This is a genomic window from Bremerella sp. TYQ1, assembly GCF_020150455.1.
Classification (GTDB): Bacteria; Planctomycetota; Planctomycetia; order Pirellulales; family Pirellulaceae; genus Bremerella; species Bremerella volcania_A.
This window is the reverse complement of the sequence record NZ_CP083740.1, coordinates 1,454,891-1,481,587: the sequence shown is the minus strand read 5'-3', so window position 1 is coordinate 1,481,587 and position 26,697 is coordinate 1,454,891. Positions and strand designations below refer to the sequence as shown.

At 52.9% G+C, this 26,697-nt stretch carries 28 protein-coding genes; 16 read left to right on the top strand and 12 right to left on the bottom strand.

Going from position 1 to position 26,697, the window contains the following annotated elements:
- The first annotated feature begins 180 nt into the window (after positions 1 to 180).
- Positions 181 to 1,701: a Mur ligase family protein gene (locus tag LA756_RS05370; protein WP_224438849.1), complete on the top strand. Its 1,521-nt coding sequence runs from the start codon at positions 181 to 183 to the stop codon at positions 1,699 to 1,701.
- A 164-nt stretch (positions 1,702 to 1,865) separates the two neighbouring features.
- The gene (locus tag LA756_RS05365) at positions 1,866 to 2,750 is read left to right on the top strand and encodes a hypothetical protein (protein ID WP_224438848.1); all 885 of its coding nucleotides are present in this window, start codon (positions 1,866 to 1,868) and stop codon (positions 2,748 to 2,750) included.
- A gap of 2 nt (positions 2,751 to 2,752) precedes the next feature.
- On the opposite strand, the gene LA756_RS05360 is transcribed toward LA756_RS05365, so the two are convergent.
- The 4 genes from LA756_RS05360 to LA756_RS05345 form a co-directional block, all read right to left on the bottom strand.
- Positions 2,753 to 3,736, bottom strand: coding sequence for a nitrilase family protein (locus LA756_RS05360; protein ID WP_224438847.1), 984 nt, complete (start codon positions 3,734 to 3,736; stop codon positions 2,753 to 2,755).
- On the bottom strand, positions 3,733 to 4,560 hold the full coding sequence (locus LA756_RS05355; RefSeq protein WP_224438846.1) for a DUF1570 domain-containing protein: 828 nt from the start codon (positions 4,558 to 4,560) through the stop codon (positions 3,733 to 3,735). The genes LA756_RS05360 and LA756_RS05355 overlap by 4 nt, the downstream gene beginning before the upstream one ends.
- Positions 4,561 to 4,585: 25 nt before the next feature.
- The gene (gene ispG / locus LA756_RS05350; protein ID WP_224438845.1) at positions 4,586 to 5,728 is read right to left on the bottom strand and encodes a (E)-4-hydroxy-3-methylbut-2-enyl-diphosphate synthase; all 1,143 of its coding nucleotides are present in this window, start codon (positions 5,726 to 5,728) and stop codon (positions 4,586 to 4,588) included.
- A 77-nt stretch (positions 5,729 to 5,805) separates the two neighbouring features.
- Positions 5,806 to 6,951, bottom strand: coding sequence for a glycoside hydrolase family 88 protein (locus LA756_RS05345; protein WP_224438844.1), 1,146 nt, complete (start codon positions 6,949 to 6,951; stop codon positions 5,806 to 5,808).
- 154 nt (positions 6,952 to 7,105) lie between these two features.
- Between LA756_RS05345 and LA756_RS05340 the strand changes: the two genes are divergently transcribed.
- Positions 7,106 to 7,609, top strand: a complete 504-nt coding sequence (locus tag LA756_RS05340) for a tRNA (cytidine(34)-2'-O)-methyltransferase (RefSeq protein ID WP_224438843.1) — start codon at positions 7,106 to 7,108, stop codon at positions 7,607 to 7,609.
- A gap of 289 nt (positions 7,610 to 7,898) precedes the next feature.
- A complete protein-coding gene (locus LA756_RS05335) occupies positions 7,899 to 8,852 on the top strand; it encodes a lysophospholipid acyltransferase family protein (RefSeq protein ID WP_224438842.1) in 954 nt (317 codons plus the stop codon).
- 236 nt (positions 8,853 to 9,088) lie between these two features.
- Here LA756_RS05335 and LA756_RS05330 read toward each other — a convergent pair whose 3' ends face one another.
- Together LA756_RS05330 and LA756_RS05325 are read right to left on the bottom strand one after the other, a co-directional pair.
- Positions 9,089 to 9,502, bottom strand: a complete 414-nt coding sequence (locus LA756_RS05330) for a carboxypeptidase-like regulatory domain-containing protein (RefSeq protein ID WP_224438841.1) — start codon at positions 9,500 to 9,502, stop codon at positions 9,089 to 9,091.
- A gap of 124 nt (positions 9,503 to 9,626) precedes the next feature.
- Positions 9,627 to 10,631 carry a DUF1559 domain-containing protein gene (locus LA756_RS05325; protein WP_224438840.1) on the bottom strand — a complete coding sequence of 335 codons (1,005 nt, stop codon included), beginning with the start codon at positions 10,629 to 10,631 and terminating at the stop codon, positions 9,627 to 9,629.
- 506 nt (positions 10,632 to 11,137) lie between these two features.
- On the opposite strand from LA756_RS05325, the gene LA756_RS05320 reads away from it, so the two are divergent.
- From LA756_RS05320 to LA756_RS27310, 3 genes are all read left to right on the top strand, one after another.
- Entirely contained in the window at positions 11,138 to 11,494 is a 357-nt protein-coding gene (locus LA756_RS05320; protein WP_224438839.1) for a hypothetical protein, read from the top strand.
- Positions 11,495 to 11,743: 249 nt separating this feature from the next.
- On the top strand, positions 11,744 to 12,070 hold the full coding sequence (locus LA756_RS05315) for a hypothetical protein (RefSeq protein WP_224438838.1): 327 nt from the start codon (positions 11,744 to 11,746) through the stop codon (positions 12,068 to 12,070).
- Entirely contained in the window at positions 12,061 to 12,585 is a 525-nt protein-coding gene (locus LA756_RS27310; RefSeq protein ID WP_369123640.1) for a type II secretion system protein GspG, read from the top strand. The genes LA756_RS05315 and LA756_RS27310 overlap by 10 nt, the downstream gene beginning before the upstream one ends.
- 126 nt (positions 12,586 to 12,711) lie before the next feature.
- Here the strand turns inward: LA756_RS27310 and LA756_RS05305 are convergent, their stop codons facing one another.
- The 4 genes from LA756_RS05305 to LA756_RS05290 all read right to left on the bottom strand — a co-directional run bounded on the left by LA756_RS05305 (position 12,712) and on the right by LA756_RS05290 (position 16,724).
- Positions 12,712 to 13,932, bottom strand: a complete 1,221-nt coding sequence (locus tag LA756_RS05305) for a glycosyltransferase (RefSeq protein ID WP_224438837.1) — start codon at positions 13,930 to 13,932, stop codon at positions 12,712 to 12,714.
- An 11-nt stretch (positions 13,933 to 13,943) separates the two neighbouring features.
- Complete coding sequence (locus LA756_RS05300) at positions 13,944 to 14,720, bottom strand: hypothetical protein (RefSeq protein ID WP_224438836.1); 777 nt, start codon at positions 14,718 to 14,720, stop codon at positions 13,944 to 13,946.
- A 471-nt stretch (positions 14,721 to 15,191) separates the two neighbouring features.
- A complete protein-coding gene (locus LA756_RS05295; RefSeq protein WP_224438835.1) occupies positions 15,192 to 15,644 on the bottom strand; it encodes an Ig-like domain-containing protein in 453 nt (150 codons plus the stop codon).
- Positions 15,645 to 15,746: 102 nt separating this feature from the next.
- Positions 15,747 to 16,724 (bottom strand): DUF1559 domain-containing protein, encoded by a 978-nt coding sequence (locus LA756_RS05290; RefSeq protein WP_224438834.1) that lies wholly within the window; start codon positions 16,722 to 16,724, stop codon positions 15,747 to 15,749.
- A 665-nt stretch (positions 16,725 to 17,389) separates the two neighbouring features.
- On the opposite strand from LA756_RS05290, the gene LA756_RS05285 reads away from it, so the two are divergent.
- The 7 genes from LA756_RS05285 to LA756_RS05255 all read left to right on the top strand — a co-directional run bounded on the left by LA756_RS05285 (position 17,390) and on the right by LA756_RS05255 (position 22,103).
- Positions 17,390 to 17,716, top strand: coding sequence for a hypothetical protein (locus LA756_RS05285; RefSeq protein WP_224438833.1), 327 nt, complete (start codon positions 17,390 to 17,392; stop codon positions 17,714 to 17,716).
- A 148-nt stretch (positions 17,717 to 17,864) separates the two neighbouring features.
- Positions 17,865 to 18,824, top strand: a complete 960-nt coding sequence (locus LA756_RS05280) for a hypothetical protein (protein ID WP_224438832.1) — start codon at positions 17,865 to 17,867, stop codon at positions 18,822 to 18,824.
- On the top strand, positions 18,821 to 19,345 hold the full coding sequence (locus tag LA756_RS05275; protein WP_224438831.1) for a hypothetical protein: 525 nt from the start codon (positions 18,821 to 18,823) through the stop codon (positions 19,343 to 19,345). Before LA756_RS05280 ends, LA756_RS05275 begins: the two co-directional genes overlap by 4 nt.
- A gap of 13 nt (positions 19,346 to 19,358) precedes the next feature.
- Positions 19,359 to 19,955, top strand: coding sequence for a hypothetical protein (locus LA756_RS05270; protein WP_224438830.1), 597 nt, complete (start codon positions 19,359 to 19,361; stop codon positions 19,953 to 19,955).
- Positions 19,906 to 20,313, top strand: coding sequence for a hypothetical protein (locus tag LA756_RS05265; RefSeq protein ID WP_224438829.1), 408 nt, complete (start codon positions 19,906 to 19,908; stop codon positions 20,311 to 20,313). The genes LA756_RS05270 and LA756_RS05265 overlap by 50 nt, the downstream gene beginning before the upstream one ends.
- A 287-nt stretch (positions 20,314 to 20,600) precedes the next feature.
- Positions 20,601 to 21,614, top strand: coding sequence for a DUF1559 domain-containing protein (locus LA756_RS05260; RefSeq protein WP_224438828.1), 1,014 nt, complete (start codon positions 20,601 to 20,603; stop codon positions 21,612 to 21,614).
- 48 nt (positions 21,615 to 21,662) lie between these two features.
- Positions 21,663 to 22,103 carry a carboxypeptidase regulatory-like domain-containing protein gene (locus tag LA756_RS05255; protein ID WP_224438827.1) on the top strand — a complete coding sequence of 147 codons (441 nt, stop codon included), beginning with the start codon at positions 21,663 to 21,665 and terminating at the stop codon, positions 22,101 to 22,103.
- An 88-nt stretch (positions 22,104 to 22,191) separates the two neighbouring features.
- Here LA756_RS05255 and LA756_RS05250 read toward each other — a convergent pair whose 3' ends face one another.
- A complete protein-coding gene (locus tag LA756_RS05250; RefSeq protein WP_224440358.1) occupies positions 22,192 to 23,403 on the bottom strand; it encodes a glucoamylase family protein in 1,212 nt (403 codons plus the stop codon).
- Positions 23,404 to 23,908: 505 nt separating this feature from the next.
- Between LA756_RS05250 and LA756_RS05245 the strand changes: the two genes are divergently transcribed.
- Together LA756_RS05245 and LA756_RS05240 are read left to right on the top strand one after the other, a co-directional pair.
- Positions 23,909 to 24,886, top strand: a complete 978-nt coding sequence (locus LA756_RS05245; RefSeq protein ID WP_224438826.1) for a glycosyltransferase family 2 protein — start codon at positions 23,909 to 23,911, stop codon at positions 24,884 to 24,886.
- An 86-nt stretch (positions 24,887 to 24,972) separates the two neighbouring features.
- Positions 24,973 to 25,326 (top strand): hypothetical protein, encoded by a 354-nt coding sequence (locus LA756_RS05240; protein ID WP_224438825.1) that lies wholly within the window; start codon positions 24,973 to 24,975, stop codon positions 25,324 to 25,326.
- Here LA756_RS05240 and LA756_RS05235 read toward each other — a convergent pair.
- Entirely contained in the window at positions 25,318 to 26,607 is a 1,290-nt protein-coding gene (locus LA756_RS05235) for a right-handed parallel beta-helix repeat-containing protein (protein ID WP_224438824.1), read from the bottom strand. The genes LA756_RS05240 and LA756_RS05235 overlap by 9 nt on opposite strands.
- Positions 26,608 to 26,697 lie beyond the last annotated feature (90 nt).

Genomic DNA, 26,697 nt, shown 5'->3' with positions numbered 1-26,697 from the left:
GTCGGGTTGACTCTTTAGCGGAAATGGAAAACATTAGCTCCAGCGTCGAGCGACAAGCCCATTTTAGGCATCTCCTCGGTCAGGAAGAACCAGGACGAGTCGCTTACGTAAAAACTTCGGATGGATTCGAGGTTTTTTCTCCCTTTGGTTCGCGCCCAAAAATTGGCAAGGAGGCCAACGATGTCGCAGACAATCACTTCCCGCGTGGGAGTCTCGCTCCGAAATCTCTTGCCCGAAGCAAACTTCTTCGGCGGTAGCGACATCTTGGCGAAAGCTTGCTGTGCTCGTCCTGAACATGTCCTCCCTGGCGAAGTATTCGTTGCCATTTGCGAAGACCATCAAGATGGTCATGACCACGTTGACGAAGCGATCGAACGTGGTGCCGCAGCGGTTATCTCCGAGAAACCACTCCCCGTTAGCGTGCCGGTGTGTGTGGTCTCGGATAGCCGCGAAGCTTATGGCCAGCTTTGCCATGCTCTTGCCGACCAGCCGACCGATCGAATCAAAGTGATCGGCGTGACAGGTACCAACGGCAAAACGACGACGTGCTTGCTTATCAAAGCCATTCTGCAAAAAGCAGGCGCGAAAGTCGGTAGTCTGACGAGCTTGGGCTTCGACAACGGCTACGACGAGCAGTCATGGAGTCATCCTACTCCTAATCCGGCCATCATGGCCGACATGCTTTCCCGTATGCAGTACAACGGCTGTACTCACGCGGTCATCGAGGCTTCTAGCGAAGGCTTGGTCAAGCAGCATTTGGCAGGCATCCAGCTGGATGTCGCCGCATTTACGAACATTCGCCAGAATCACATCGAGCTTCATGGCTCGGCTCGCAATTACTACCGAGCAAAAAAGAAACTTCTGAAATATCTCCGCGACACGGGCGTTGCCATTTTCAACGGCGACGACTCAAACTGTTCGCGACTTCTCAATCAGGCCGAGGTGCCCTCCCTTTCCATTGCAATGCATGGAGTGGGTGAGATTACGGCATCCGTTGTCGAACGCCATAAGAGCGAGCAAACCTTTTTGCTCACCGCCGGCAGTCAGACGATGCCCGTATGTACGCGCATGATTGGGGATCATCACGTCTACAACTGTCTGGTCGCAGCGGCTGTCTGTCTGGTTTACGGAGTCGATATGAAAACGGTCGTTCGTGGTTTGGAATCGGTCGAGATGCTGCCAGGCCGAATGCAACGCATCGAATGTGGCCAGTCCTATGGGGTATTCGTCGATCAGGCACATACCCATGATGGACTTGCCGTTGCATTGAAAACCCTCCGCCGGGTGACCCATGGACGATTGATCTGCGTTTTAGGTGCCCACGAATCGAGCGATCGCATTAACCGTCCCCTTTTGGGCCGCGTCGCTGAACGAGGTAGCGATGTTTCGCTGATCACCATGAGTGGCACCTCAGGTGCAACGTCGAACGAAGTGGTTCACGACATCATCGATGGCTTTGCTCGCCCCGCCAAAGCCCATGTGGTGCCGAATCGAAAAGAAGCGATCCGATACGCATTTAGCCAAGCCGAAATCGGCGATACCGTGTTAATCACGGGACAGACGACCGAACGGCTTGTCAGCGATTCCGTCGAGCAAAGCGAGCCGCGCGACTGCGATGTTGCCCGAGAATTGCTGTACGAAATGGTCACGGAAGAAGAAACAGCAATGCCAGAAGCGAAAGTAATCGCGTTCCCACGATAAGATCAAAACTTGCCTACCTTTCCGCTGGAAAGCATTTGGGATACGCTTAGCTGTAAGTACTCTGTCATCCCAAAACTGCAGCCATTGTTTTTCTCTTGATCGTCGTTCGGCAATTTTTCAACAGCGATCCTCCTAAGCTGGTCGAGCTTTGGAATCACCAGCCTGTGAATCGGGGACTTGCCCAACCGATGGCGGTCGCTTTGTTGGAAGCCCAGGTTTTTGCGAAGCCTTACTTCCAGCCGAAGAATCTTTTGGTGGCTGAAATCGACGGGAAGATTGCCGGCATGGCTCATTTAGTGCCGGACGGTCCGCTTCTTCCGGATGAAGTTCGTCCCGAAATGGCCAATTTGCCGATCGTCTTGGCTGCCAACATCGACGCCGCTGCCGAAGTGGAAGATGCACTGATTCAAGCGGCCGAGTCACGCCTGCAAGATACTTCGGCTAATTCGCTTTTGTTGGGCGGCACCAGCGAACCGGGGCCTTTCTACTTCGGATTGGCCAAGGGAAGTTGCAATCGCGGTGCCTTAGTGTCCGATACGCGGATGCTTGAATTGGCATCGCGGCATGGCTTTACGCAAGGCGCTGGATGGAAGGTCTGCGATCTCGCATTACGTGGATTTCGTCCTCCAGTAGATCGCAATCAGATCGCCGCTCGCCGTTCGTTGAATGTCGTGCGGGAGGATGATCCGCCCTATGCTTCGTATCGAGAAGCATGCATCTATATGCATCAGCACCGTACGCAGTTTTCGCTGGTGCAGAAGCAAGGGGGACCGCAACTGGCACATTTGACAGTGGTCCAGATGGAAGCCTTCAGCCATTTTCGCGGCGTACGAATGAGTGGGATTGTCGACCTTCAGCCGTTGGAATCTTGCTCCGACATTCAGGCGCAATTCTTCCTGGCCGAGACACTACGCCAATTGGCCGAAGAAGGAACGGCCGTCGTCGAAGTTCAAGTTGAGACCGCAAACCAGATGCTTAATCAGGTGATCGAGAAGCTTGGTTTTGAGGTTCGTGACGAGCTTCGCCTGCTGAGCAAGTCATTCGGCTAACGTCATTCAGGCTTTTTCGGTTCGTCGGTTGAAGCTTCGGAAAATCGAGCTTCGCGAGGATCGAGTTCGTGCCCTCGTCGGGTGGTCAAAATTTCGTACAGTTCCGGTCTTCGTCCGCGGATCCAGCGTCGCCCAGTGCACTTGTCGAGAAGTTCAAGATCTAAGTCAGCCATCACCAGCTGATCCTCTGGGGCGGTAACTTCGGAAATAATCCGACCGTAGCAGTCGAGGATCATCGCGTTGCCGGTGCGAACTTCGTCGTCGTCGAGTCCTATCCCGTTGCTGAATAAGACGAACATTCCATTGTCGTGTGCCCGAGCAGGCAGCCAGCGAAGAAGCCATTCACGTCCCTTCGGGCCATTTACCTCTTCGGCCAGTCGCTCAGGGGCTTCCCGTCTCTGGTTCCAGACGCTCGGATCGATTCGTCCCATCGCGTGTGGACTACGCGATGCCGTGCCACCAGTTTGATGAGGAGCCAGCAAGATATCGGCACCCATCAATGCGGTGGCTCTGGCATTCTCTACCAGGTTGTTGTCCCAACAGATCAGCACGCCCAACTTGCAGCCCAGGGGCGACGAGAAAACCGTAAAGCGATCGCCACTGCTCATGTGAGGACTGATGAAACAGTGAAGCTTTCGGTGAAAGTGAACCCCGCCATCCGGCATGGCAACGACATAGGTATTGTAGAGTCGCCCATCGTTGGCTTCCTCGATTAGGCCTGCTCCGATAATCAGGTTGAATCGCTCCGCAAAGGAAACGAGCATTGCGGTCGACTTTCCACTCGGCACGGCTTCTGCAAGTGCTTGAACCGATTCACGGCTTAAGTTACGAACATGCCAATACCCAGTGATGCACATCTCTGGAAAAGCAATCAGCTGCACATCGGAAGAGGCAGCCGCCTGGCAAAACTCTTCGATCTTGCCGAGATTGTAAGTTTGATTTCCCGGTTGATGCTGAAACTGAACCGAAGCGGCGCGAATGATCATTCGAGACGGGGCTTATCGAGAGGATAGGACGTGTTGATATGCTCGGCGAGCTTGATTTCAGCGTTGGGGATTGAGTTGCGAATGGCGAGGGGAATTGGGTCGACGATGGTTTTCTCGCGCCGAGCAACTAAGTAGTCGCGGACGATCGCGGACTGTTGATTCTGCATTAGGTAATGTACCCAAAGCCAAGCCTCGGCGTAGTCCGTCCCAGTCATCTGTTCCGGTTTTGAAATCGACGCCAAGCGTTCGAGATCGGGTTGCCAGGTACCTCTTTGGTTGCCGTCGGAAAGCCATGGAATGTGCTCTCGATTGAGCCGGCCTGGAACCCCAGCAACTTCGTAATACTCTGCCAAACCTTCGTCGAGCCACAGCGGCAACGTACCGACCGACGAGTTCAAATAGGCATGCGTCAGTTCATGGCGAAGGTCAGACAGGACATTCTCCGACCAAATCGCGTAGACGTAATATTCACCTCGTTCGACAACAAACAAAGCTCGGCGTCCATTTAGCTGTGGGAAATGGCGGCTAGTGAAGTCGGAGAAGGTCCCCGCATCCCGGAAAATGCGAACGTGAATCTTATCGTTAGAAAAGGGAATGCCGAGATCGTCGCGAAGTTCCATCTTCAGGTTGCGGACTTCCTGTAAGACTTGGCTGTCGTCTTGCAGATCGAAGTCTGCTTCAATTTTCAGCGGGACATCGTCGACAAACGTAGTTGGCGGTTGCTGGACGCGATTCGACCACATCATGCAGCCCTGCGCAAACACGACCGCAATACAGAGCATCAGCCCCGTTAGTTTTTTGGCGTGTTTGGAAAGAAAGGCCATCCGTGGTCCTTGCCGTGTTTGCAGATCAGCTTGCGGTTTGAGCCGAAATCAGCTGATCCAACTCTTCCTTAAGTCGGTCTAAGACTTCATCGTATCCAAAGGCCCCGACCGGTTCGCTGCCTCGTTTGAGATTCACGAATTTGGGGCCACACCATAGACCGAGATCCGCATCATCTGTCTCGCCAGGGCCATTCACTCGACAGCCCATGACGGCGATCGTAATTTTATGGTCCTTCGCATACTCCGTCAGTTCTTTAACTTTAGCAGCGAGATCGACGAAAGCTTCGTTTTCAACGCGTGAGCAACTCGGGCAGCTAATAATGTTGAGCGTTTGGAGGCCGTAATCGACGACGGTTCGCACGCGGCCTGCTTTAATGTCGTCGAGAATTTTGCGGCCCGCTTCGATTTCCTCACCCTTTCGAGAGTTGGGAACCGTCAGGGAAACACGGATCGTATCGCCAATTCCAGAGCCGATCAGTTGTTCAAACGCGATCCTGGTTTTGATGATTCCTTCCGGGGGCATACCTGCTTCCGTAACACCTAGATGCAGCGGAACGTCGGGGCGTTTTTCAGCAAAACGGCGATTCACTTCGATCACCTTCTGCGGGTCGCTATCTTTCAGCGAAACGCAGAAGCGGTGAAAACCGAGGCTATCGACTAGTTCGCAATGTTCCCATGCACTTTCCAGCATCGGCGTGATGGAATCGTCTTTCTCGTACAACGCCAGCTTCGCGGGATCGACGCTGCCGCAGTTTACCCCGATACGCACGGCACAGTCATTGTCTTTAGCGACGCCGATAATGTACTCCACCTTCTCTTGCCACGGCTTTTCGCGTTCGTGGTGGTAAAGGTGTCCAGGGTTATAGCGAATCTTGTTGACATGTGGCGCAACAAGTTCGGCAAGACGGTAGTTTTCCTGCAGATCTACCGAAAGGTTACCAGTCGTTTGCCGGCGAATTTCCGCGAGTGCTTCGGCGTCTTTCTTGCTGTCAACAGCAATACGAATAACGTCCGCGCCAGCGTTTTCGAGATCGGTCACCTGGGCGACCGTGGCGTCGATATCCTGCGTTTTCGTGGCCGTCATGCTTTGAACGGCGATCGGATGGCCCGAGCCGATTGTCACGCTGCCGACAGCCACGCTGCGTGTTGGATTGCGAACGATATCCAAGTTGTAAACTCCCGCGGTTGAAAGACTTTTGCTGTATTGTCTCCAACCGCGGTGAATTTGACAACATCACGATTTGGCTACGACTTGTTTAGTTCGTAGTCGATCGGGTAAACGTCTAGTACGACTTTGGTTAGGGCTTCGACGAAGAAGTATTCGCCAAACATTACCGACTCGTCCACGCCCAGATCCTTCTCGGTGTGGTAGACGCCGTGCTTTAAGATCCCTTCCCAGCCCTCGTCGTTGATCGCAAGGTATTCAGGCTGAACCAGTACGTCTAACATCGCCAGGGCAGTTTCTTTGTACTGAGCGGCCTTGGCTGGATCTTGAGTTTGCTTGCTTAGATCCAGCAGACCGGATGCGGCGATTGCTCCGGCCGAGGTCTCTTTCTGAGCTCCCCAAGGTGCCGGTTGGCTCAAGTCGGCATCGAAGTCCCAGAATGGCACGTTATCTTCCGGAAGATTAGCGATCCAGAAGTCCGCGTTTCTCATCGCCACGTCAAGATACTGCTGGTCCTTCGTCAGTTCGTAGCACTTCGAGTAACCATAAAGCGACCAAGCCAAACCGCGGGCCCAGCTGCTGTCGCCGCGTAAACCCTGATGGGTAGTTTGTTTAAGGAATTCACCGCTCTCCAGGTCGAACATTCCTTCATGGGCCGTCGAGCCGTTTTCGCGTACGATCGTGTCGCGGGTCGTTTGGCAATGGTTCACAGCACGACGCATCAGCTCTTCGTCGCCCGTCTCCAGAGCGGCGTAAAAGATGATGGGAACGTTCATCATAATGTCGATGAAAAGTGAGTCATCAGACACAAAGCTTCTGAGGTACTGTCCGTTCTCTTTAAATCGCATCGCCAGCGTTTGGCCGGCTTGGACGAGTACGTCGTTTAAGTGCTTATTCTTAGTCAACTTATACCAAGGCAAATAGGTGCTTAGGAAGATAAACCCAAGGTCGTGAACATCGCGATCGTGTTGGCGATGTTCCAATAGTTTTGAGTAATGTTCTGCACGCTCTCGCCAGGTCGGGTCGTCGGTGCGGAGGTAGAATTGCCACATCATGCCGGCGAAGAAACCGGCACACCAATCCGTCCATAACTCCTTGTCATGACGCCACTTACCACCCTCGGTGTAGATCGGAAAATAGTCCGGATGTTGGTTAACCGTGGCGGCTACCTGCTTTTCGGCGAACTGGAGGGCCTTGGTATACTGCTCGATACGTGCGTCACTCATGATCGTGCGAAACTCTTACAGGGAAAAGGGATAGGGCTAGGCGTCGAGACGTAAGTCGCGTACAAAAATCGGTTATAATGCACCGGTTCGGCTTATCCTAGCCGTAAGCGTGTTGCCCGAAAAGCGATTTGGCGAAGCTACCCGGAAAAATTCGATGTACGATCCTGTCTTTCATATCGTTCTATTTGCGCCCGAGATCCCTCCGAACACCGGCAACATTGGTCGCACGTGTGTCGCAACAGGCATCAAACTATGGCTTGTCGAGCCGCTCGGCTTTCAGGTCGATGACGCCACCCTACGTCGGGCCGGAATGGACTATTGGCAACATCTCAACTGGGAGGTCGTCCCCAACTGGCAAGCCGTTGAAGAGCGACTTAAGTCCAATCGAAAATGGTATTTAACGAAAACCGCCAAGCGTAGCTACAGCACCGTAACGTTCGAAAAAGGAGACGTTATGGTCTTCGGCTGCGAGTCGAAAGGGCTTCCCCGCGAACTCGTTGAGGCGAACGAAAAGAATGCCATATCTGTTCCAATGCGGACCGACGTTCGGAGCCTGAATCTTGCGTCGACGGCGGCTGTGATCGCCTACGAAGGGGTTCGCCAGCTCGAGGTCCGCGGCGAATATTCTCTGCCAATTGGCGAGTCCCCAATTGGGTAGAAAACGCCCAAAATGCGAGTTGGGCAAATTGAGCCTGTTTACCCCGATTCGCCGCATAGCCCGTCAATGGTTCGCGAATAAATGTTGTACACTTGTACAATAAGTGTTTAAAATATGACGTACAAGCGGAAATGAGCTGCTGTTCTGGGTGGTTCTTCTTGTGCAAGTTGCCAGGTTGCTCTCTTTTGGCACGGGAAGTTGGGGTGATTGCTCTTCCCTGAGTTCGGGCTTTTTTTCACAATAGCGACCGACCCTTTGACCCATCGGCCACGCATCGCAGGGAGGCGAAATGAGGCCCAAGCTTGTTGTTGATTATCTGGTCTATGTGACCGTTCGTCTATTTATCTGTGCGGTGCAAGCCACGCCTCTCTCGGTCTGTGCTCAGATCTCGAAATTCCTGGCCTGGCTCGCCAACGACATTTTCAAGATCCGCGGCAAGCTGCTCGACTCGAACTTGAAGCATGCGTTTCCTGAACTCTCGCCGCAAGAACGCCACAAGCTGGCTCGCCGAAGTTGGTATCACCTTTGTCTGATGGTGTGCGAAATCGCCCACGCGCCGCGAAAGCTGCACGACACCAACTGGCACAAGTTCATCACAATGAAGAACATTCACATCCAGATCGAGCAGGCCCTCGGCCGCCGTCCGGTGGTGGTGCTGCTCGGACACTTCGGCAACTTTGAAGTGATGGGCTATTGCACGGGGATGCTCGGCTTCCCGACGTACACGGTGGCCCGGCCGCTGGACAATCCTTTTCTGCATAAGTATCTGGAAGAGTTCCGCAGCGCTACCGGGCAGATCATTCTGCCGAAGCAAGGAAGTGCTCCGTACATTGAAGAGGTGCTGAAACAGAACGGCACGTTGGCGCTGCTGTGCGATCAAAATGCCGGACCGAAAGGGTGCTGGGTCGAGTTTCTCAATCGGCCTGCTTCGTACCACAAAGCAATCAGCGTGTTCTCGATGACCAGCGGCGCGCCGTTGGTGTTCCTCTATATGCGTCGCACCGGCGGCCCTCTGCAGTTCGAGTTCGGCGTCGAAGGAATCTACGACCCTGCCGAGTGTGACGAACCCAAAGGGGTGAAAGAGGTAACGCAGTGGTATAACGAAATGCTCGAGCGCGTCGTTCGCCGCGACCCGGAACAATACTGGTGGGTCCACAACCGCTGGAAAGACGACCGCCCCGCAAAGCGCCGAGAAAAAGAAGCCAAACGAAAAGAAGCCGCCAAACTAGCCCAAGCGGCGTAGCGATTGGTTATTAGGAAATGCTTGGCTCAGGAGAACTCAATCTCTTGTTTCGATTTGGGTGAGTAAGTGATCGCGTTCTCGCACTTCGCACTGGCGAGAGGCCAGTGGCACATCCATGTGATTTGATTGCTAGATAAGCACTGTTCCTACGAATTTGGCCAGCGAGGTTGTCGCTGGCCAAATTCCTTTGGATTTCTATGTCTACGGTATCTAAATACCATTGCAATCTACTCAAGCTAACGCTTCGTCGATTCAAGGTCGAAATTAAACTGATTCTCGCCTTTCTGGACGCTTGCACTTAGAGTTGTGCCGCGATTGTAGCGTGGAGGGATCTTCTCTGGTGGCTGTTCGACGGGAGGAGCAGTAACAGGCGGAGCTTTATGCTCGGTCGTGATAGAGACTGTATGTTGTCCAGCTTCAGCGCCCATGATGTCACGAATATAACGTAGCTCGTAGTGGCCACTATCATCTGTTATGCCATAGGATGGTCGGCCATCTTTCGGTGTAAACGTGACCCGAGCATTGGGCAAGGGACTGCCATCCATGGTCACAACTCCTTCGACAAAGTTCATGTCATATTGATTGGAGCTACAACCCAGCAACGAAAGCGAGAAAAATAGTAAGAACAAAATCCGCGATAATTGGTACATGAGTTCCTCGTGTAAGAAACAAGCCTTCCTAAGTAAGTGAAAGCAAGCCAATTGGGTATTGTGAGGATGTCCATTGGGCCACAACATCTGCTGCCCACTGATCGGTCATGCAGTTAGCACGACTCTAGTATTCACCGACAACAGCCCCATCTTCGCGGTCGCATAACGCAGTAAGCGTGGCAAAGTTAATTGTTTCAGAAATGAAACGCACCGAGCCATCTGCCAAGCCTCCCATCACGCCTCCAGGGTGTGCAGAAGTTAAGGCAACATTGGAGTGGTAGGCCGCACTGTTTCCATTCCCTTTGTAAGCGCCGATTGGGTAACGAAGAACAGTCACATTATGGCTCCAGCTGTTCGAGCCACCGGCAGCCCATGCACCACCCCAATACCCAGATGAGGTGCAGTCAAATTTATCAATTCCGTCATACTGATAGTCTGACTGTTCACTTACGAACATTGTGTTGCTCGTCCCATCGATGATCGAAGCAAACCTAATGGTTGTAGCGCTATTATCTGGGTCGATGTCGGTGATTACTCCGTTATAGTAGGCTTGTCCGTACATGTTACGATTAGGAGCTGTTGACGCTACACTAGTTGTTCCGCCTTGAATGCTTGAACCTTTAATCCCGACGTAACTAGCGCGTTGCGCAACATAGGCAATGCCATGCTTATCCCATGTTGCTGTTTCAGGTAAAGGGCTTGAGGGACAGTGGAGGCCGTCCACGACTAGTCCACTTAATACATCCGTGTTTGGATTGGGGATGTCCTGGTGTGTCCAGTCATTCGAGAATTCCAGCTGGTTGTAAGCGGCCGACTGCTCGATAAATGGGAACAAGCGAACGAACCATGAAGCGCCTCGGTATATCGTGGTGCCAGTGGCAGGAATTTTGGGAGAAGCGTTATACGGAAGCTTGCCAAAAGTGTCGTGGTAATTGTGGACGGCGAGTCCTAGCTGTTTTATGTGGTTGGTGCATTGCATCCGTCGAGCCGCTTCACGGGCTTGTTGTACAGCAGGCAAAAGTAGGGCGATAAGCACCCCAATAATGGCAATAACGACGAGCAACTCGACGAGCGTAAACCCGAAATTGTCTCGCGTTTTAGGCCTTGCAGAATTCAGAAGCGACTTCATAGTTAGCAACCTTTGACCCTATGGAAAGCAAATGGATGGAGACAAACTCGTTCGTAGGCATGTAAATATTCGCTGCCTAAATGGCAATAATCTCAACAAAACACATTTTCTTAGTTTTCCTTCAAAGGAAAATGAGACACAGCGTATAAATATTGAGAACTGTTGCGGAGTCGCTTGCAGTTGTTGAAATGAGGACGCAACGAGAATTAAATCGCCTACCCCCCCCAGCAAGTAACGTCGGGTCCGCTGTGCGACTACGGGACCTGGTTGGAAGTGGATTGCAATTTTGCCGGAATGGTTCAGGGCTGAATCCTTGATGAGAAGCGTTTGGGGTGGTGACGACCTAGGCGGCGTCCGCACATCTGAGCCTACAGGACTTAACCGATACGCCTGCCCATTCTCTTTTGACACATCCTGTCCGTTGAATGCGGCCCTGCGGCAACATCGGCAATCAACGCATATATTTGTAGATGTTTCCACGTTTCACGGTAGGCGAGAATAGAGTCATGATGCTTGGGTTTATTTTAGCTGACCAGGAAATTGAAATGTTATTGAAAACCGTTGAAGAATGTGGAATGGAGTCGCGATGGCGCTCGCAGATTTCGCCGGTCGATAAGGCCGCAAAGATAAGAATTCCTGGTTTGGATTTAGCCTCCAAAAATAGTAATGAAAGAACTTTAGATTGTTGGATTCAAGGCAGCGAAGGGAAAATTCACGTATATCTAGTAAAGCGTGAGGGCGGTTCTAGATTACATGAATTTTTGGCTAGTGTTAGCCTGGACATTAACGCGTCAAAGGAGCTTGTAAGCACTGCTCAAAAATTTGAAACACTTGTCAAAGAACGATTTAGACCTCCGGTGTAACGTAGGGTCCGCTGTGCGGACGCGGGACCTGGTTGGAAGTGGATTGCAATTTTGCCGGAATGGTTCAGGGCCGAATCCTTGATGGGAAGCGTTTGGGGTGGTGACGACGTAGGCGGCGTCCGCACAGCGGACCCTACGGGACTCGATTCACTCATGAATTCGTTGTTAGACCTAGTCATGCTTACGGTGCAATGACGAAGCCCAATCGGCATTCTATCACCGGGTGCAAACAACCATGGGGATAATCTGATGGCATCCATTTCGGAGTCGGATTACAAGTACTTTTGCAATGATCTGATTCAGCGAGCAATCGAAAAGCCGAGCATGTATTTTAAGTCGCTGAAGGATCTTGAATGCATTCTCTATGGGCACCAAGAAGCTTTTGAGCAACTAGGAGCCATCCCGCACATGAATGGTTTTCATTTTCGGTTTGCGGAGTGGTTGCATGCAGCAACGGGTGAATCAACCGCGGCTGGATGGGCGTTTGCGATTGAAAAGTTGGCCAAAAGCAAAAAGGAAAAATCCTTGGTTGTTTTTGAATCGTTTGCACGGCAGTTTATTGCGGAATGGCAATAGGTATATGGACAGCGACGAAGGCTGTCGGCAGGGAGCACGCTGTAGATTTGCTGGCATGGCAAAGTCGCCCACTCGAAACGTCCCATCAGGCTTCTCCTAAAGGCGTTGAGATGCGTTACCTATGCTTCTGCGCCGTGATTGCGATGGCTCTTGTTGGGTGCGAGGTAGAGACAAGAGTATCACCACGAGACCTAACGATAACGAATATCACCGCGTGCAAACATCGGATTCATTTGTTTGCCAAAGCAGAAAATCGATTGCCTGATTCCCTCGAGGAGTTGCCGACGCGGCACGGGTATTTGGATTCTACTGATGATGGTTGGGGAAAGCCGCTTCTGTATCAGGTTTTTTCAGATGGGACGCTGTCTATTCGAAGTCTCGGTGCGGACTTTCAAGAAGGTGGAAAAGGAAGCAATCAGGATCTGGAGATTGTCATGAGATGGAGAGACGAGGATGGAAATTTCATCGTTAAAGATCCCAATTGGCAAGTAGTGAGTCAATTGACCAACTATTGAAACAAAGAATGTGCGGCTGGCGAGTCTTTTGTAGATCTCACCTCGGCGACTTCTGCTCGATCGGCTTTGGTGGCGAAGGAAGCTACGACCTGGCGGAGGGTGGCGAAACGATGGGGTGTGGTTCGTTTACTCGGACTGCTGCGCTGGTGGCCCGTTAGGTGTCAGCGATCCGGAGGCGGCGTTTAGGGTTCGGCGGATGACTCGTTTGCATTCGCGAGCGATTCGCACAGGGACGGATCGCTTGGGCTTGGGAACCGGAACCGTTGGGCTTTCTGGTTCTTCCGAAGATTGTGGTTCCTCGGGAGGGGCGCTTGGGAGTGGAACTGGGGCTTGTTCGGGAGGAGTGATTTGGTGAACGACGTTGGCGCGAAGCGATGCCCATTGGAGGAGCTGCGAGACGGCAACGGAGGAATCGAACGTTGGTTGGGCGGATTCGGAAAACCTGGATTTCTCTCGGTCGTACAAGTCGGTTAGCTGCTGCACGATGTTTTCGAGAGAATTCTCACGGCGGTGCCGCGAGGTGACCTCGCTTATGGCGGCGGCGTCGTAACGCTCGATTTCTTGGCGGATATTCTCGACAGTAAACGCCTTGGTCAGGATGCGTCGCCCGAAGTTGTTTCTTTGCTGAAAATCGTAGTTGTCCGGCGTTACCAATGCGGCAATTCCGTGAACGCTCGTAGCAATCGTCGCGGCACCGCAGGCGATCGCTTCGCGAGCACATCTTCCGCGGGCAAGTACGATGTCGAAGTGAGGCAGAATGCGTCCGGGATCGGAAGTGAAGCGGTTTAAACTGACGCCAAGTCCTTCGACATGCATGTTCGGCGCGGCGTTACGGACGATATCGAGATGATGCTGGTTGAAGCCGTTTCCAAAGCATAAAACGGACCGCGGTGTCTCGGCAAAGTGTGTCTTAACGGGGAACTTTTCCAGTTTTACTCCGTTGACGATCAGCGAGACTTTATCTGGTGAAATGCCACCCTCGATCACAATCCGATCGTAGCAAGCTTGATCGACGCCGACGTAATGAACAACGTTCGGAAGCGTGAGGGTTGTATCGTGCCAGGCCTCAGCATCATGGCAAAAGAATATTGTTGGAACGTGGGGGAAACGCGCAGCCGCCGCAGCTGTTTCAAGCCAGTGATGGCCATGGATAACGTCAGGTACGACCGGCAGCTTAGACAGGTCATCGATGACCGGAATGCCATCATAGATCATGCTTCGGCCGAATTTGCCGAGACGAGGCGTATACACGATAGGAAGTCGATCAAGCTCTATCAAGCTGATGGCTAAGTCGCGAATGTATGCTTCAGTACCTGAGCCTTGATCAAGAATATAGTTTGTGATCAAGACCCTTTGTGCTAGGGGCGGCTTGCAATTTGACATTCGGACTCCAGAGCTTGCAGCAACGGATAGACATGTTGGTTAAAGGACATCGCGACTTGATATCGGCCTTGCTGAACGTGACGCTGTGCGAGCTTTTCGTACCGGGGCGGTTTGTCTTGGCGGACGAGCCATTGGCTGGCCGAGGATGACGAACGCACGACCTCTTGGCGAATTAAATTGGACCCGAAGCGATCAAGGAGACGGTCTACTTCCGGTTGAATCTCGATGTAGCTGCCAATCGCATTTTCTTTTTGCACGATGCGTTCGTTGTTTAGGCTGAGCACCATATCACGCGAATCACGCACGTTGCTGGGCATCGTTTCGATGGCGAATTCAAGGTTTTGCAATGTGTGATGGTAGTAGCCGGAAGCGAGTCGGACTGCATTGTCGATGATGGCACGCCACACATCGTGAACGAGTATTTCCCCTTCCGCGGCATCACCTACGACGGTTTCCACTTTGGTTTCAACCAACGTATCGGCAAGTTCCCAAGTGAGATCGATCAGGGGAGCCGTTTTGTTTTCCAGGAGCAAAGCGTAGAGGGCCTGATCGTTGTAGCGACCGAAGATTTTGCCGAGGGAAGATTGAGTTTGCTCGATAACTTTTTCGGTGCGTTGGATTCTAGCCGCTTTGCCGTAGGCAGCGCCCGTAGTCAAGCAGTAAACGGTTGGCTTGGCCTCCGCCATCCATCCATACAGCAGCAATTCATGGGCTGGATGGGCAATAAGGAGTGCCGATTTGCCAAAATCCATCTCACAACCGATTCTCTTGCCAAGTCAATGTGCATACCACGGCATGCATTGTCGAAGTCGCCCCGGGCGACTGTAGCAAAAAAATACAGCCAGTGACAAGAGATGTTCGTACCAGCCTCCTCGGGGGCAATCATGGGCCTTCCGTTCAAATGCTGATATGTCTCAAGTGGGACGAGAGCGTGGAGGAGAAGCGACTTCGTAAGACCGGGCTAAAGCGAGAGTATTGTGACCGGCCGTCTAGTGATGCGTCGGATGTGCTGGGAATCTACCTTCGGTGGCACAAGATTGGAGATAATAGGTGGCCACGATCTTTAGCGTTATCGGCCTTCCTGTCAGAACTCAAGCAGCGTTCGCCAAGCCGCATGGAATCAGCTTGGCGCGATAGAGAAGTTCGCGGAGGCCGCGAGACGCCGGTGGCGGGTTGCTTGCGAGATGCTTGCCACAGGCGTCGATGGGGAGGGCGTACTTAGTCTACGACGTTAGTTCAAAGTCGAAAGTGTTTTCGCCTGGCTTCACGTCGGCTTCCAGTTCGCTCTTACGGTTGTAGCGAGCGGGAATTTTTGGCTTGCCCGACTTGCGTTGACGTTTGGGTTTGACGGTGTCGGGGTCGACAAGCTCTTCGGCTGGATCGTCGTCTTCTTCGCTTGGGGCGATTTCGACGCGGTTGTGGCCGATTTTTGTCCCGCGCGTGGTACGAATGTAAGTCAGGTCGTACTTGCCTTCGGAGTCTGTACGGCCGTGGGCAGGTCGTCCGACGTCTGGTTGAAAGACAACGACAACGCCGCTGAGTGGTTTTCCGTCGAATGTGACGGTTCCTTGCACTTGGCCTAAGTCAGGTTGATCGCTGGGACCACCACAGCCGGACAAGCACAGAAAAATCACCGACAAGGCCATCGCTAAGCGACCAGCTTGGATCGATTTCATGGTTCAACTCGCAATGTAGCGTGAAAAATATGGAGATTACCGTTGGTGAACCGAGCCGCTTCGTCATGGACGAAGCGGCTAGTCCGTGGTGAATCATTCGGCTTAGAACTCGCCGAGGACTTCGCCACCGCGACGCGTGCTCAGCCCTTGGTAGGTTGCCATGTCCATGTTTTCCGACAGGAAGCGGACTGCACCGTCACCCATCAGGAAGTGAGCTCCGCCGGTGTGCCAGCTACCAGCTGCTTCTTCGGCACCACCGTTGATTGGATCGTTGCCTTCAGCGGCGATCAGGTATTCGGTCATTTCCGTCGGTGGATTGCTGTCGGCACCCCCAGCGAACATAGCGTGTCGGTCGCAGCCGCCGCTAAAATGGCCCATTGCTTCGCCGCCGGTGTCGACCACTTCGCTAACGAAGATCGTGTTCGAGAGACCGTCACGCACGTCGCCGAAACGCGTCTTGCTGGCCGGGTAGAAGATACCGTTGCCGTTCATACAGCCCCAATCGCTGTTCTGCATTTCGGCGAGAGTCGATGCTCCATCGGTGCAGTTGTCGCCGCCGTTGCCGATTCGGGTACCCATGTTGCCGTTGTAGTTCGATGGCTGTTCTTTATCGCCATACTTCTGTGGGCCTGGGCTGACTTCTTCCTGGGAAGGACACCAGAACACGTTGACGACGGTTTCTTGGACGATCAGTGGCTTGCCGGAAGAGGTGCCGCCCGATTCGTTGCCATATCCGTCTGGACCCTGAATGGCGTCGTAAAGCGCTCGTTGTTCCAGGTACGGCAGAATCGCTGCGTGCCATGTCCAGCCCCAGCCATAGTATCGATCGCCAGCGGCATTGATCGTTCCTTGGTTGCCGGAGCAGAGGCTGTTGAATGTGTCGTGATAGTTGTGCAGCGACAGCCCGATCTGTTTCAGGTTGTTCTGACACTGCATTCGACGAGCCGCTTCACGAGCTTGCTGAACAGCAGGCAGAAGCAGGCTAATAAGGACACCGATGATCGCAATAACGACCAGTAATTCGACGAGCGTAAAACCGCTGTGACGTGTCCGTGGATTCGATGAATTTTGGAGGACCATCCGACTCTTCTCTGTTAGGTAATTGCGAAACGACTGGCAAACAAAATCAATTCCGCGCTGTGCATCGACCAGCTGCCGTAGACGATGCGGCACAATAGAGAGGGATGAAAACGAATGCACAATTGCTTTTTTCGTGAGCTAAAAGCAATTCATCAAATCTACACAGAGAGGGTGCTCAGTCCCTCTTCTTTTGGGGGTTGGAAATAACGTGTATGCGAGAGTGTTTTGCGCAATACGGAGATTAGCGAAATCTAAATGCGTTGTGTTAAATCTGCGAGAACAAAATGAGGTCGCCGCACGCGGGGCGAGATCTTCACGTTCTCGCCGTAAACTCCAAGCTTAAGGGGGTGTTCCATCGCATGTTTCAGCGAAGCGATTTTCAGAGCGACTGCCGTAAATCTCCTCTGGCAATGCCAGCATTGGTTATTGTTGAATTTTGTATCGTGGAGGCATTTTCAGCGAGATTATGTTGTCCTAGAGATATTGGACTATTGGAAAGATCCACCTTCGGAAGAAGAACGCGCGATGTGGCTGGGAAATTGACAAAAAGCATTTGAGGCTTGGAAGGGATACCAAGAACCCGACCTGGTGCCCTTCCCTTTTGTAGATCCCATGTTGGAGCGGGCGCGATGGTGGCGTTTGGTTCTCGATAAAAGGAGTTCAGCGTGAATCGAAACGAGGTCATTGCATGGTTGTCGCAGATGAACGACAAGCAGTTTGTCGATTTCTTCTATGAAGCGGTCGCGGATCGTGACACGTCCGAGCTTCCTGGCGAGAAGGGGCACTTTGTTTTAGCGGACACGAGCAAGTTTCCTGGCGAACCACGTGATACGGCATTTCTGGCCCTGCCCGATCCTGCTGAAAATTCTAAGTGGGCTGACGACGTTCCAATCTGTCAAACCGGTCGCTGTCCGGAATGCGAGTCGTGGGTGCGTAGTATCGCGAAACATGCGATCTGCCCGCTGTGTGGAACGAAGGTTTACTGCACCTAGCGAGATCTGGCGGAGACCGTTTTCGCCACATTCGTGTAGCCAATCCTCCGTCGCCCAGGTAACTTCATGGCATATTCCCCGCTGGTAGCTAAGGATGGTGAAGCATATGGGTAGCTTGGCAGTTCGATCTCACAGGCCACAGAATCGGATGGTTCGACTCGCTTCGGCGGTCATACTGCTTTCTTTCGCGTCGGATAGTTTTGCTCAGTCGGCGGAAGAGATTCGCGGACAGGAAATATTGCAAGCAGCGGTCGACTCTTGGCGGACGCTGCAAAATCGATCCGCGACGGTAGCGTTGGATTGGGAAGGCGAAAGCACTGTCCTGAAACATTCGCGCCGCGACTTAGAGGGAAATCCAATTCCGGCGGCCGATCATTTGTTTGCCCATTCGGTAAAGTATGAGATCGACTTCAAGGGGAGGCGGCTTCGACGAGAAACTAGTCGCGAACTGTTTGACTTGTCGGAGAAAACGTTTCGCCGAGAGTGGCTCATTGATCTATACGATGGCAACACGTTTCAGCAATTTCTTCCACCCCTGAACGAATCGTCGTCTGTCAGCAATTCGCGGAATGGACCGACAGGAAAACTAATCCAGCGGGGCAAAACACGCACCGCGGCATTTATTCGTGCGATCGACACTCCGCTGTTTTGGTCTCACGGATTGCTACCAATCGAAGACGTTGAGCCAGAAACGCTCACCACGAAGCCAACGCCTAAACAGTTCGTTTATGAAGGAGAACAGTTACTCGACGGGGAACGTGTACATGTCGTTCGGTATGCGAATTCGGATCAGGTCGGCCGATATGAAAAGTATTGGCTAAGTGAGGAAAACGCCTGGCTTCCGGTTCGACGCTCGAGATATTGGCAAGGAAACGAGACGTCACGGTTAACCGTCGAATATGCAACCGATAAGCAAGGCCATCCCTTACCCAAGCAGTGGAAGTTGGTCACCTTCGACACCGGCCGACCCAACGAGCAGCGTGTGACCGGCATCGACTCGTGTCGTATAAAAACGTACGAGACTGATGTCGAATGGAACGACCGAATGTTTCACGTGGAGCCGTTGCCTGGGATGGTGGTCAAAGATTTGGGCAAGGAGTCGAAGTGAATCAAGCTACACCGACCAGGGAAAAAGATACGCTTGAAGATCGAGGATGGATCACGCGGGGAAGGATTGTCTTGCTGGCCGTTGTGTGCGTCGCCGTTGGGAGTAACGCACGTCCGAGAGAGGCGAAGCTCGGCTATTATTATGGGGGTGCCCAGCACTGGAACGAGGCCCGAGAGATTGGTTGGCCCTGCACCGTTTGTCGATTCAATGTGGAATTCTTCACCTACGATCCTGACTTCGAGTTCTCACTAACAAATGTCAAGAGTCACCTCGGGCAGCCACAGCCTTATGGTCGGTATTGGAAAGCTTCATTTCCAGCACATGTTGAATGGGACGACCCTCAGGGATTTGGCGAGGGTGTGTTTCTAAGCAATGTGATGATATCAATCGCCTGGTGGAGTGCCGTGGGCGTGTTTGCGTATCGATTGACGTGCAAGAAACGCCTTCAATTCGGCATTAAGCAACTGCTTTTCCTGCCGCTGCTTGTTGGAAGCGGTCTGATGTTGGCCAGGCTGTTTTAACGAAAGGATGGCGATGCCGTCTGATTCAACGCATAACACCTCTGTGCCGCGAACTGGCCGCCGATTTCAGTTTGGGTTGTTATCGCTGCTGGCGCTTACGGCACTTTGTGGCGTCGTGTTCGCGCTGATGCGGGAAGACCCGGCCGAGAGAGACCAGCAGGTAATGGAAAACTTGATTTCAACGGGCCTGTATTACTGGGATTGGACGACCGACGAGCGTGGGAGAATTGTTCATCTCGAATACGTTGGAGGTAGCTACGACGACGTCTGGTCGTTGGAGATCAAGAAGCTGGACGCGCTGCAAACACTTGAAGTTTGCGCGAACATCGGTATCAGTGAGTACTCGCTAAAGAATTTTGCCGAGCTGAAAAGCCTGCGACGCTTGATTGTTAAAGATACGCCGTTGACCGACGAAGAACTTCGGGCTTTCCGGCAGCAATGTCCTGAGTGCGTCGTCGAACACAGCTTCCGAGACTTCGCGTCCTATGCTGACTATGCTTGGTGGCGATGTGAATACAATCTACGGCAGCTAAGTTTAGAGAGCCCTCTGGAGGCTTCCGATGACCAACCCTTACCAGTCGCCCAAGGAGAAGGGCTCGGAACCGATTGAAACGGATTCGTTGCCGATTGGCCGGGCCGTCCTGGGTGGTACCATCTGGGCTCTGGGATCTGCGTTTCCGATCGCCGCATTGATGGTCACGTTTTTTCGATTCCCGATTCCCTTGGGTGGGATTGTGACGGGACCGCAGTTCATTCCGCATGCGATGGGGGCGGTGATGTTTTATGGCATCATCTTGGGAGGCTTCTTCGTTTTGGTTGTCTTGGGAGTCGTCGCAGGACTAATGGGAAGGATGTTGGGCTCAAAGAAACGGAATCAGTCTTATTTAGGTAGGGGCTTGGCCGTCGCTGCGACATTTACTGCGCTAATGATTTTGGCCACGCTCGACTGGGTAATCGGTCCCTGGTGACCATGACCAATGTGTTTTCGGGCCATCAATTAACGTGATACTCTTCCCCGGTGAGCCCGGTTTCATCCCGTTAATGGTAGGGTGGCGCACTTTTTGTGTGGAATTGTCGGATTTCTATAGTAGATGGGAATTTGTCCGTACGAAACAGTAATAGGAAACACCCCGTTTCCATGGCGAACTGCCGATCCATCCTACCTTAAACCCCCTCCGAATCGGCTCGCCAGCCCGAAAGCCAGTCATTCCACTGGCGTTCTTATCCATCCTTTTTTCGTACTGGATACCCCACAATGACGTCCTCTATTTCTTGTCGTAGCCACCGCGGTTTTACCCTGGTGGAACTGTTGGTTGTGATCGCGATTATTGGTGTGCTGATCGCGCTTCTACTGCCGGCCGTACAACAGGCTCGCGAAGCAGCTCGGCGCATGCAATGCTCGAACAACTTGAAGCAGCTTGGCCTCGCGATGCACAACTATCACGATACGTTTCAGTCGTTTCCTTCAGGCTACATTCATATTTCGACGTCCGACAACAAGGGGCACTGGACCTGGTCGGCGTTGATTTTGCCATACGTCGAATTGGGGAACGTTTCGGACGTGCTGCAGGTTGGACGCGTGAATGCTTCCGATGCGTTGACCGCCAACCAGGCCGTTATGCAAGGAAGTTACGATGCATTTCGGTGCCCTTCCGATACCGGTCCTGATGTTAGCAACACCTCCAAATGTGCCGGGTGCGCGATTGAGAATGCCGGGGGCACGAACTTGGGGCTTTCGAAAACGAACTACGTGGCGGTGAATAACTCGGCGTACGTGCGAGCCAATCAGGCCACCAATTTTGCGAACGGAACGACAGGCGCGACAGGCATCTTCTATCGCGACAGCGATACTCGTATGCGAGACATCACCGATGGTACAAGCAATACGCTGATGGTTGCCGAACGCTGTTATGTGCTTAATGGCGAATGGTTCGGCGCGAGTGAAATGTTCGCCACGCGTGACAAAAACGGAAGCGGCCCCGATCATCAGTTGCATCCAGACGCGGCAAACTACGATCAAGGGTTGTTCCGTACGCTTTGCACGTCGATCTTTTCGCCAAACATCGTCATTGGTTCGACCACGTCGACCAACGTGAATCGTAACCACGGTATTTCCAGTCTGCATCCTGGCGGGGCTCAAGCGGTGCTCGCCGATGGATCGGTTCGCTTTCTAACGGAGACTATTCCGAGCGACACCGATGGGCAGACCGACACCATCATGGAGTACCTCGGCAATATGCAAGATGGTCAGGTGATCGGCGAATTTTAAGCCCCCTGCCCTACCAACTTTCCTGCCTATCTTTGAAGAGAATTTCTCATGCCATCCAAATATGCGTTATCCGTTCCGTTTCGTTCCTTGGCCGTATTGCTGACGATCGCGTTATGCGGACTCGTCGGTTGTTCCAAGGGGGCTGGTCCTGACTTAGGTTATGTCGAAGGAGTTGTTACGCTCGACGGCAAGCCGCTGGACGGAGCTGAAGTTTCGTTCGAGCCGAAGGATGGTCGTCCTTCGATTGCCATCGCTGACCCAAGCGGCCACTACGTCTTGAAGTTCACCGGCTCGCGCAACGGTGCTGCCATTGGCGCACATGTGGTGCGAATCACGTCGGCTCGCGGTTCAAGTGGTGGTGAAGGAGACGGCCCATTGGTGAAGGCCCGACCGGAACTGTTGCCGGCGAAATACCATGCGAAGTCGACGTTAACGGCCGAGGTCGCTGCCGGCAACAACGAGATTGATTTCGATTTGACGTCGAAATAAACGACGTTGTTCAGCATTCCAAACAGAAAGCCACGCTCAAGTGATTGAGCGTGGCTTTTTTTGTGGTGATAGCTGATTGGCCTGCCGCCTACTTGCTCGTCAGCACGGTCGAATTGGTCGGCGTAAACCCTGCCAGATGCAAACCTCGTGTGGCGGCGGGATGCTGCATAAACATTTCCCACACACTGCCGGTGAGCATATTTTCGGCCATCAGCAGCGAGATCCCGGTATCGATACCGATCACGTCTGAACCGACCCAACCGGTGGCTGGATTGAATGCATTGACGAAACCGTAGCGTCCGTAAACCTTCGAGCCGAAGTGCTGCTTCTGATACTCCAACGTATGCAGCGCTTGCTCTGGAACGGCGGCCAAGGCACCTGCTGCGGCGCTTGGGACAAGCGTTCCGTCGATCCCGCGATCAGGTTCGATACGATCCTTTTTGTAAGGGCCACCCCAATCGCGATAGCCGGTCGAGCTATCGCTGCTGGTGATCCCCCACAAGTCGGCACCGTAATGTCCCAGCTTTTGCGGATAACGTTCGGCCAGGCTGGTCAAAAAGGCGATGTGTGCCTTATGAGCCGTTACGGCGTTCTGCCAATAGTTACGACCCCCAGGCGAACGGAAGTTCTGGAAGTTGAAGAACGCCATTGGATACTGATGCACGAACAACGGTGGGTAGCTTAGGAAGTCGCTGCCGTTGAGCGAAAGCATCGGTTCACGTCGCCATGCATTCCACGACGATGGTGGAATTGGGTTGGATGGCGCACCGATGGCAAGAAGCTGCAGAATCAGATGTTCGCTGAAGTGATCCCACTGCTGAGGCAACCTGCCGATTTCCGGCATGTAACCCATGTGCAGACAGCCATTGTCGCCGAGCATCCAAGTCCAATCGACACGCTGGTAAAGCTCGTTGGCCAGCCTGCCGATCTCGGAGTCATCGCGAAATGCCACTGACGCAGTCAACGCTCCGGCAAGCATCAGCGCTGTGTCGACGGTCGATGCTTCCGAACGCAGGGCGCGTTCACCCGACTGCGTATCGAAAAAGTGGTAGACGAATCCGTTCTCGTGAGCGGCACGCGTAGCCAGGCTATGGAGCATGGTTCGCACGCGTTGTTTGATTTCGTCTCGCGGAATCCAATCGTACTGCGCGGCGACAGAGTGGGCCGCGAGCCCGAAACCACACGCGGCGCTACTTGCGTGTCGACTATAAGAGCTTCCGTCAGTCGCCGCGCGATCGGCGACGAGTTGCGTTTCAGGATCGACCGCTTCCAAGAAGTATTGGTAGCAACGTCGCTGCATATCGCGAACGAAGGCTTCACCGGACAAGTCCAGGGGAGACTGTTCGGAAAGGTACTCGGAGTAGGCTGTTCGCGGCGCGAGGCCGCTCCATGCCAAAGGGAGCGTAAGCCCGGCCGCGAGGAAAGTTCGACGCTTCACGCGTGACCCCCTCTCGTTGTTTTAGGAAGGAAATGATGCGGAGAGAATGGATAGATACTTGCCCATGGATCCCCTCGTCAGTACAGCGTTCATAACGGGTATTGCGAGAGGATATGCTTTGAATGCATAGGAATAATATACAAAAAGGCTTCATTTTTAAAGGCCAAGTGTGCATTGTAGAACGGGTTTTATGGTGTGCTTTGCCGCAGGCTACGCTTCTATGGGGGGTGCGGTACTGCTTTTGCTTTTTGGGGGTATGGGCAAAATGGGTTGTAGCAATCCGCGTTGATTTGACAGCTTAGGACTGCTACTCTCCCCCTTTCCACTAAGTGGCAGGGATGTAGCATCTTTTAAGGGGAAAATAGGCATGATTGCCGACCCAGTGATTTCTGTGGTGATTCCGCTTCCCGACGATCGGGGGCATTTGCTCGATTGCTTAACGGGGTTCACACAACAAGAGATTGATGTGCCGTTTGAGGTGATTGTTGCCACGGCCGAAGAAGACTCTTACAGCTTGGGAGAGTTGCCACATCAATTTCCAACGGTTCGTTGGGTTCACCAGTCTGGGCTGAATGTGAACGCGCTGTACAACCTGGCCGCGTCGGCCGCGTACGGCACTTATTTGTATGTCACCGAATCGCACTGCGTTCCGCGGCGTGATTGTCTACGCCAGATTTATGAAGTCGTCCAGCGCGAAAATATTCCGGCCGCATGTAGTGCGAGCGACGGGATCAATCAGAATCGGATCGCCGAGGGAGAGCAGCGTATCTTTGAAGAGGACTTCCTGAGTTGGATTGGCGATATGAAGTGCAAGATCGCCATTCGCGGCACGCTAATCTTACGATCGATATGGAACGACATTGGTGGGTTTCAGTCGGAATTCGGGCACTTCTCTGAGATGATGATCGGTGCAAAGCTGGAAGCGATGGGAATTCGTTTTGGCTATGCCGAGAAGTCGATCGTTTCGCACGTAAACCAGGTCTGTTTTCAGGAACTTGGTGCCGAGCTAATAGAGTATGGTGCAGACGAATGCCGTGCGAATCACCTGGGACCGGCCGACCACCAGGTTGCGTACAGCAGCGAATGGCTCCAGCGAGAATCGTTGATTTGCGATCGATCGCGTTTAGAACGGAAACGCCAACGGGAGGTTCTCCGTCAACGCATGCGAGCATGGGCGTTTCAGTGGTTGCCAATGTCTGGCAAACGGAGGTATCAACTCTTCGTCCAATTTTGGCAAGGCAGCATTCGCCTTGGTAGACTGCGATACTTGGCGTCAATGAAAGCTGAGGACATAAATTACGATCAGCATACCGAGAAAAACGAACCACTTCGCCGAGCTGCCTAGCGATGTATTGCATGGGGTGAACCAACAAGCCGCATCAGCGTCTTCCAAGCAGTAGCTTGTTAAGCACCTCTTGAGAGGCAAATTCAATGGACTTATTCCCAGACGAGTGGGAACTGATCGGGTTGTTTGAATGCGAGCCGAAGCTAAGTGACGACGATATTCCGTGGGCGTATAACACTTTGCTGTTTGAAACGACTCGTGGTCGCGACCGACTTCGCTGTCTTATCGAAGCAGGTTACGGCGACTTTCGTTTTCATTGGTGGGAAGGAGATAAGCTCCGAACCCAGTTAGAGCTCCGTTTCGTCCTTGGGCTTTCCGTTTCTCTTGGAGGTGGCCGCGACTCCATGACGTTAACGTTCCGCGACGATGCGGTAGGTCCGCTTACCATTCAATTTAAGCCACATGTCTCGTTCCAGTGGCAAATGAATTTCTTACGGTAACGGCTGATAACCCTTGCCAGATATTGTTTCCGGAGCAGTTGGCGATCCAACACCATCCCATTCTGGGACTGGGCGTGTGGCCGGCTTGGCATCGTTAGAAGGAGAGCTGTCTGCCTCTTCCACGAGAGTGTCGTCCAGGATTACTCCGCCACCACTGGCCGTCTTCTTGTAGGTCTTTGTGCAATCGGCGATCACGCAATTCGACAGCGTAATTTTCTGTTTCGCTTTGTCGTCGGTCATCGCAGCAACGCCAAGCTTGTAGAAAGTACACTGATTGACCGACAAAGGGCCGCCGTTGTTCCAGAGGCCGGTGCCACCGTAGCCGAAGTAGCAATTTTCAAGGGTCCCGGTCGTCCAGATGCGAACCTGGCGGCCGTTGCCAATTCCGATGCAATCCTTCAGCGAAATGTCATCGACCTTCAAATCGTATCCGCCATCCTGATTGCGAATCGCTTTACAACGTACGAGCGAGACATCTTGTGTGTTGCCTTCCATGACGAAGCCATCGCCATTTTTGTACCGCTTCTTTTGCAGGGGCATCATGTTGTTCGCCGCGGTGCAGTCTTCCAGATGAAACTGCGTGTTGGGCGTGCCACCATTGTTAATATTGAAGCCGAAGGGAAACAGCTCGGTCTTCTTTTCCCACTCGGCATCCGCTTCGGAGCAATCAGCGACGCAGTTCTTTAACTGGACACGATCGCATCCCTGTTCAAAGCGAAATCCGTGCTTGCTGTAGCGAACTAAGCGACACGCTTCGAGCGATAGGTCATCGCAGTCGCTAAGATAAAATCCATGCCGACAATTCCGGATATCGATCTCACGAAAGAAAATGTGGTTGCGTGATTCGACCGTCTTACAGGGATGGGCAACGATACCCATTTTGTAACCATCAATTTGGACTTGGCTGATTGAAAGATGGGACACCTTTTCGCCAAGCTGAATCGCTGTTGCTCCCTTCGTGGGATCGTCAATCGTCCAGCTACTCTTCAAAACAGGTAGCCCTGCCCCAGAGTTGTGACCCCGAATTATAATCGGGTTTTGTGGTTCACCTTGGCAAGAGATTTTCAACGAGACGCCTTCGTAGGTACCACTACCAATCAGCAGCAGATCCCCTGGTTTAAGCGTATCGACCGTCGATTGTAGTTGCGATGGTCCGTACGCATTTTCCCAGCTTGTACCATCGTTGGTTCCAGTAGCCTCCGGCAATACATGATAGGTCGCGGCATGGGAAAGAGAAAACAGCGTCAGTGACAAACAAACAGCAAGCGAGAACTTCAGCATGGGAGCAGGCTCTTAGGGTCGTGGGCAGAGTTTAGCTTAAGGAAAAACTATAACGCAAACGAGCCAAACTTTCACGCTTTTGGCAATCCG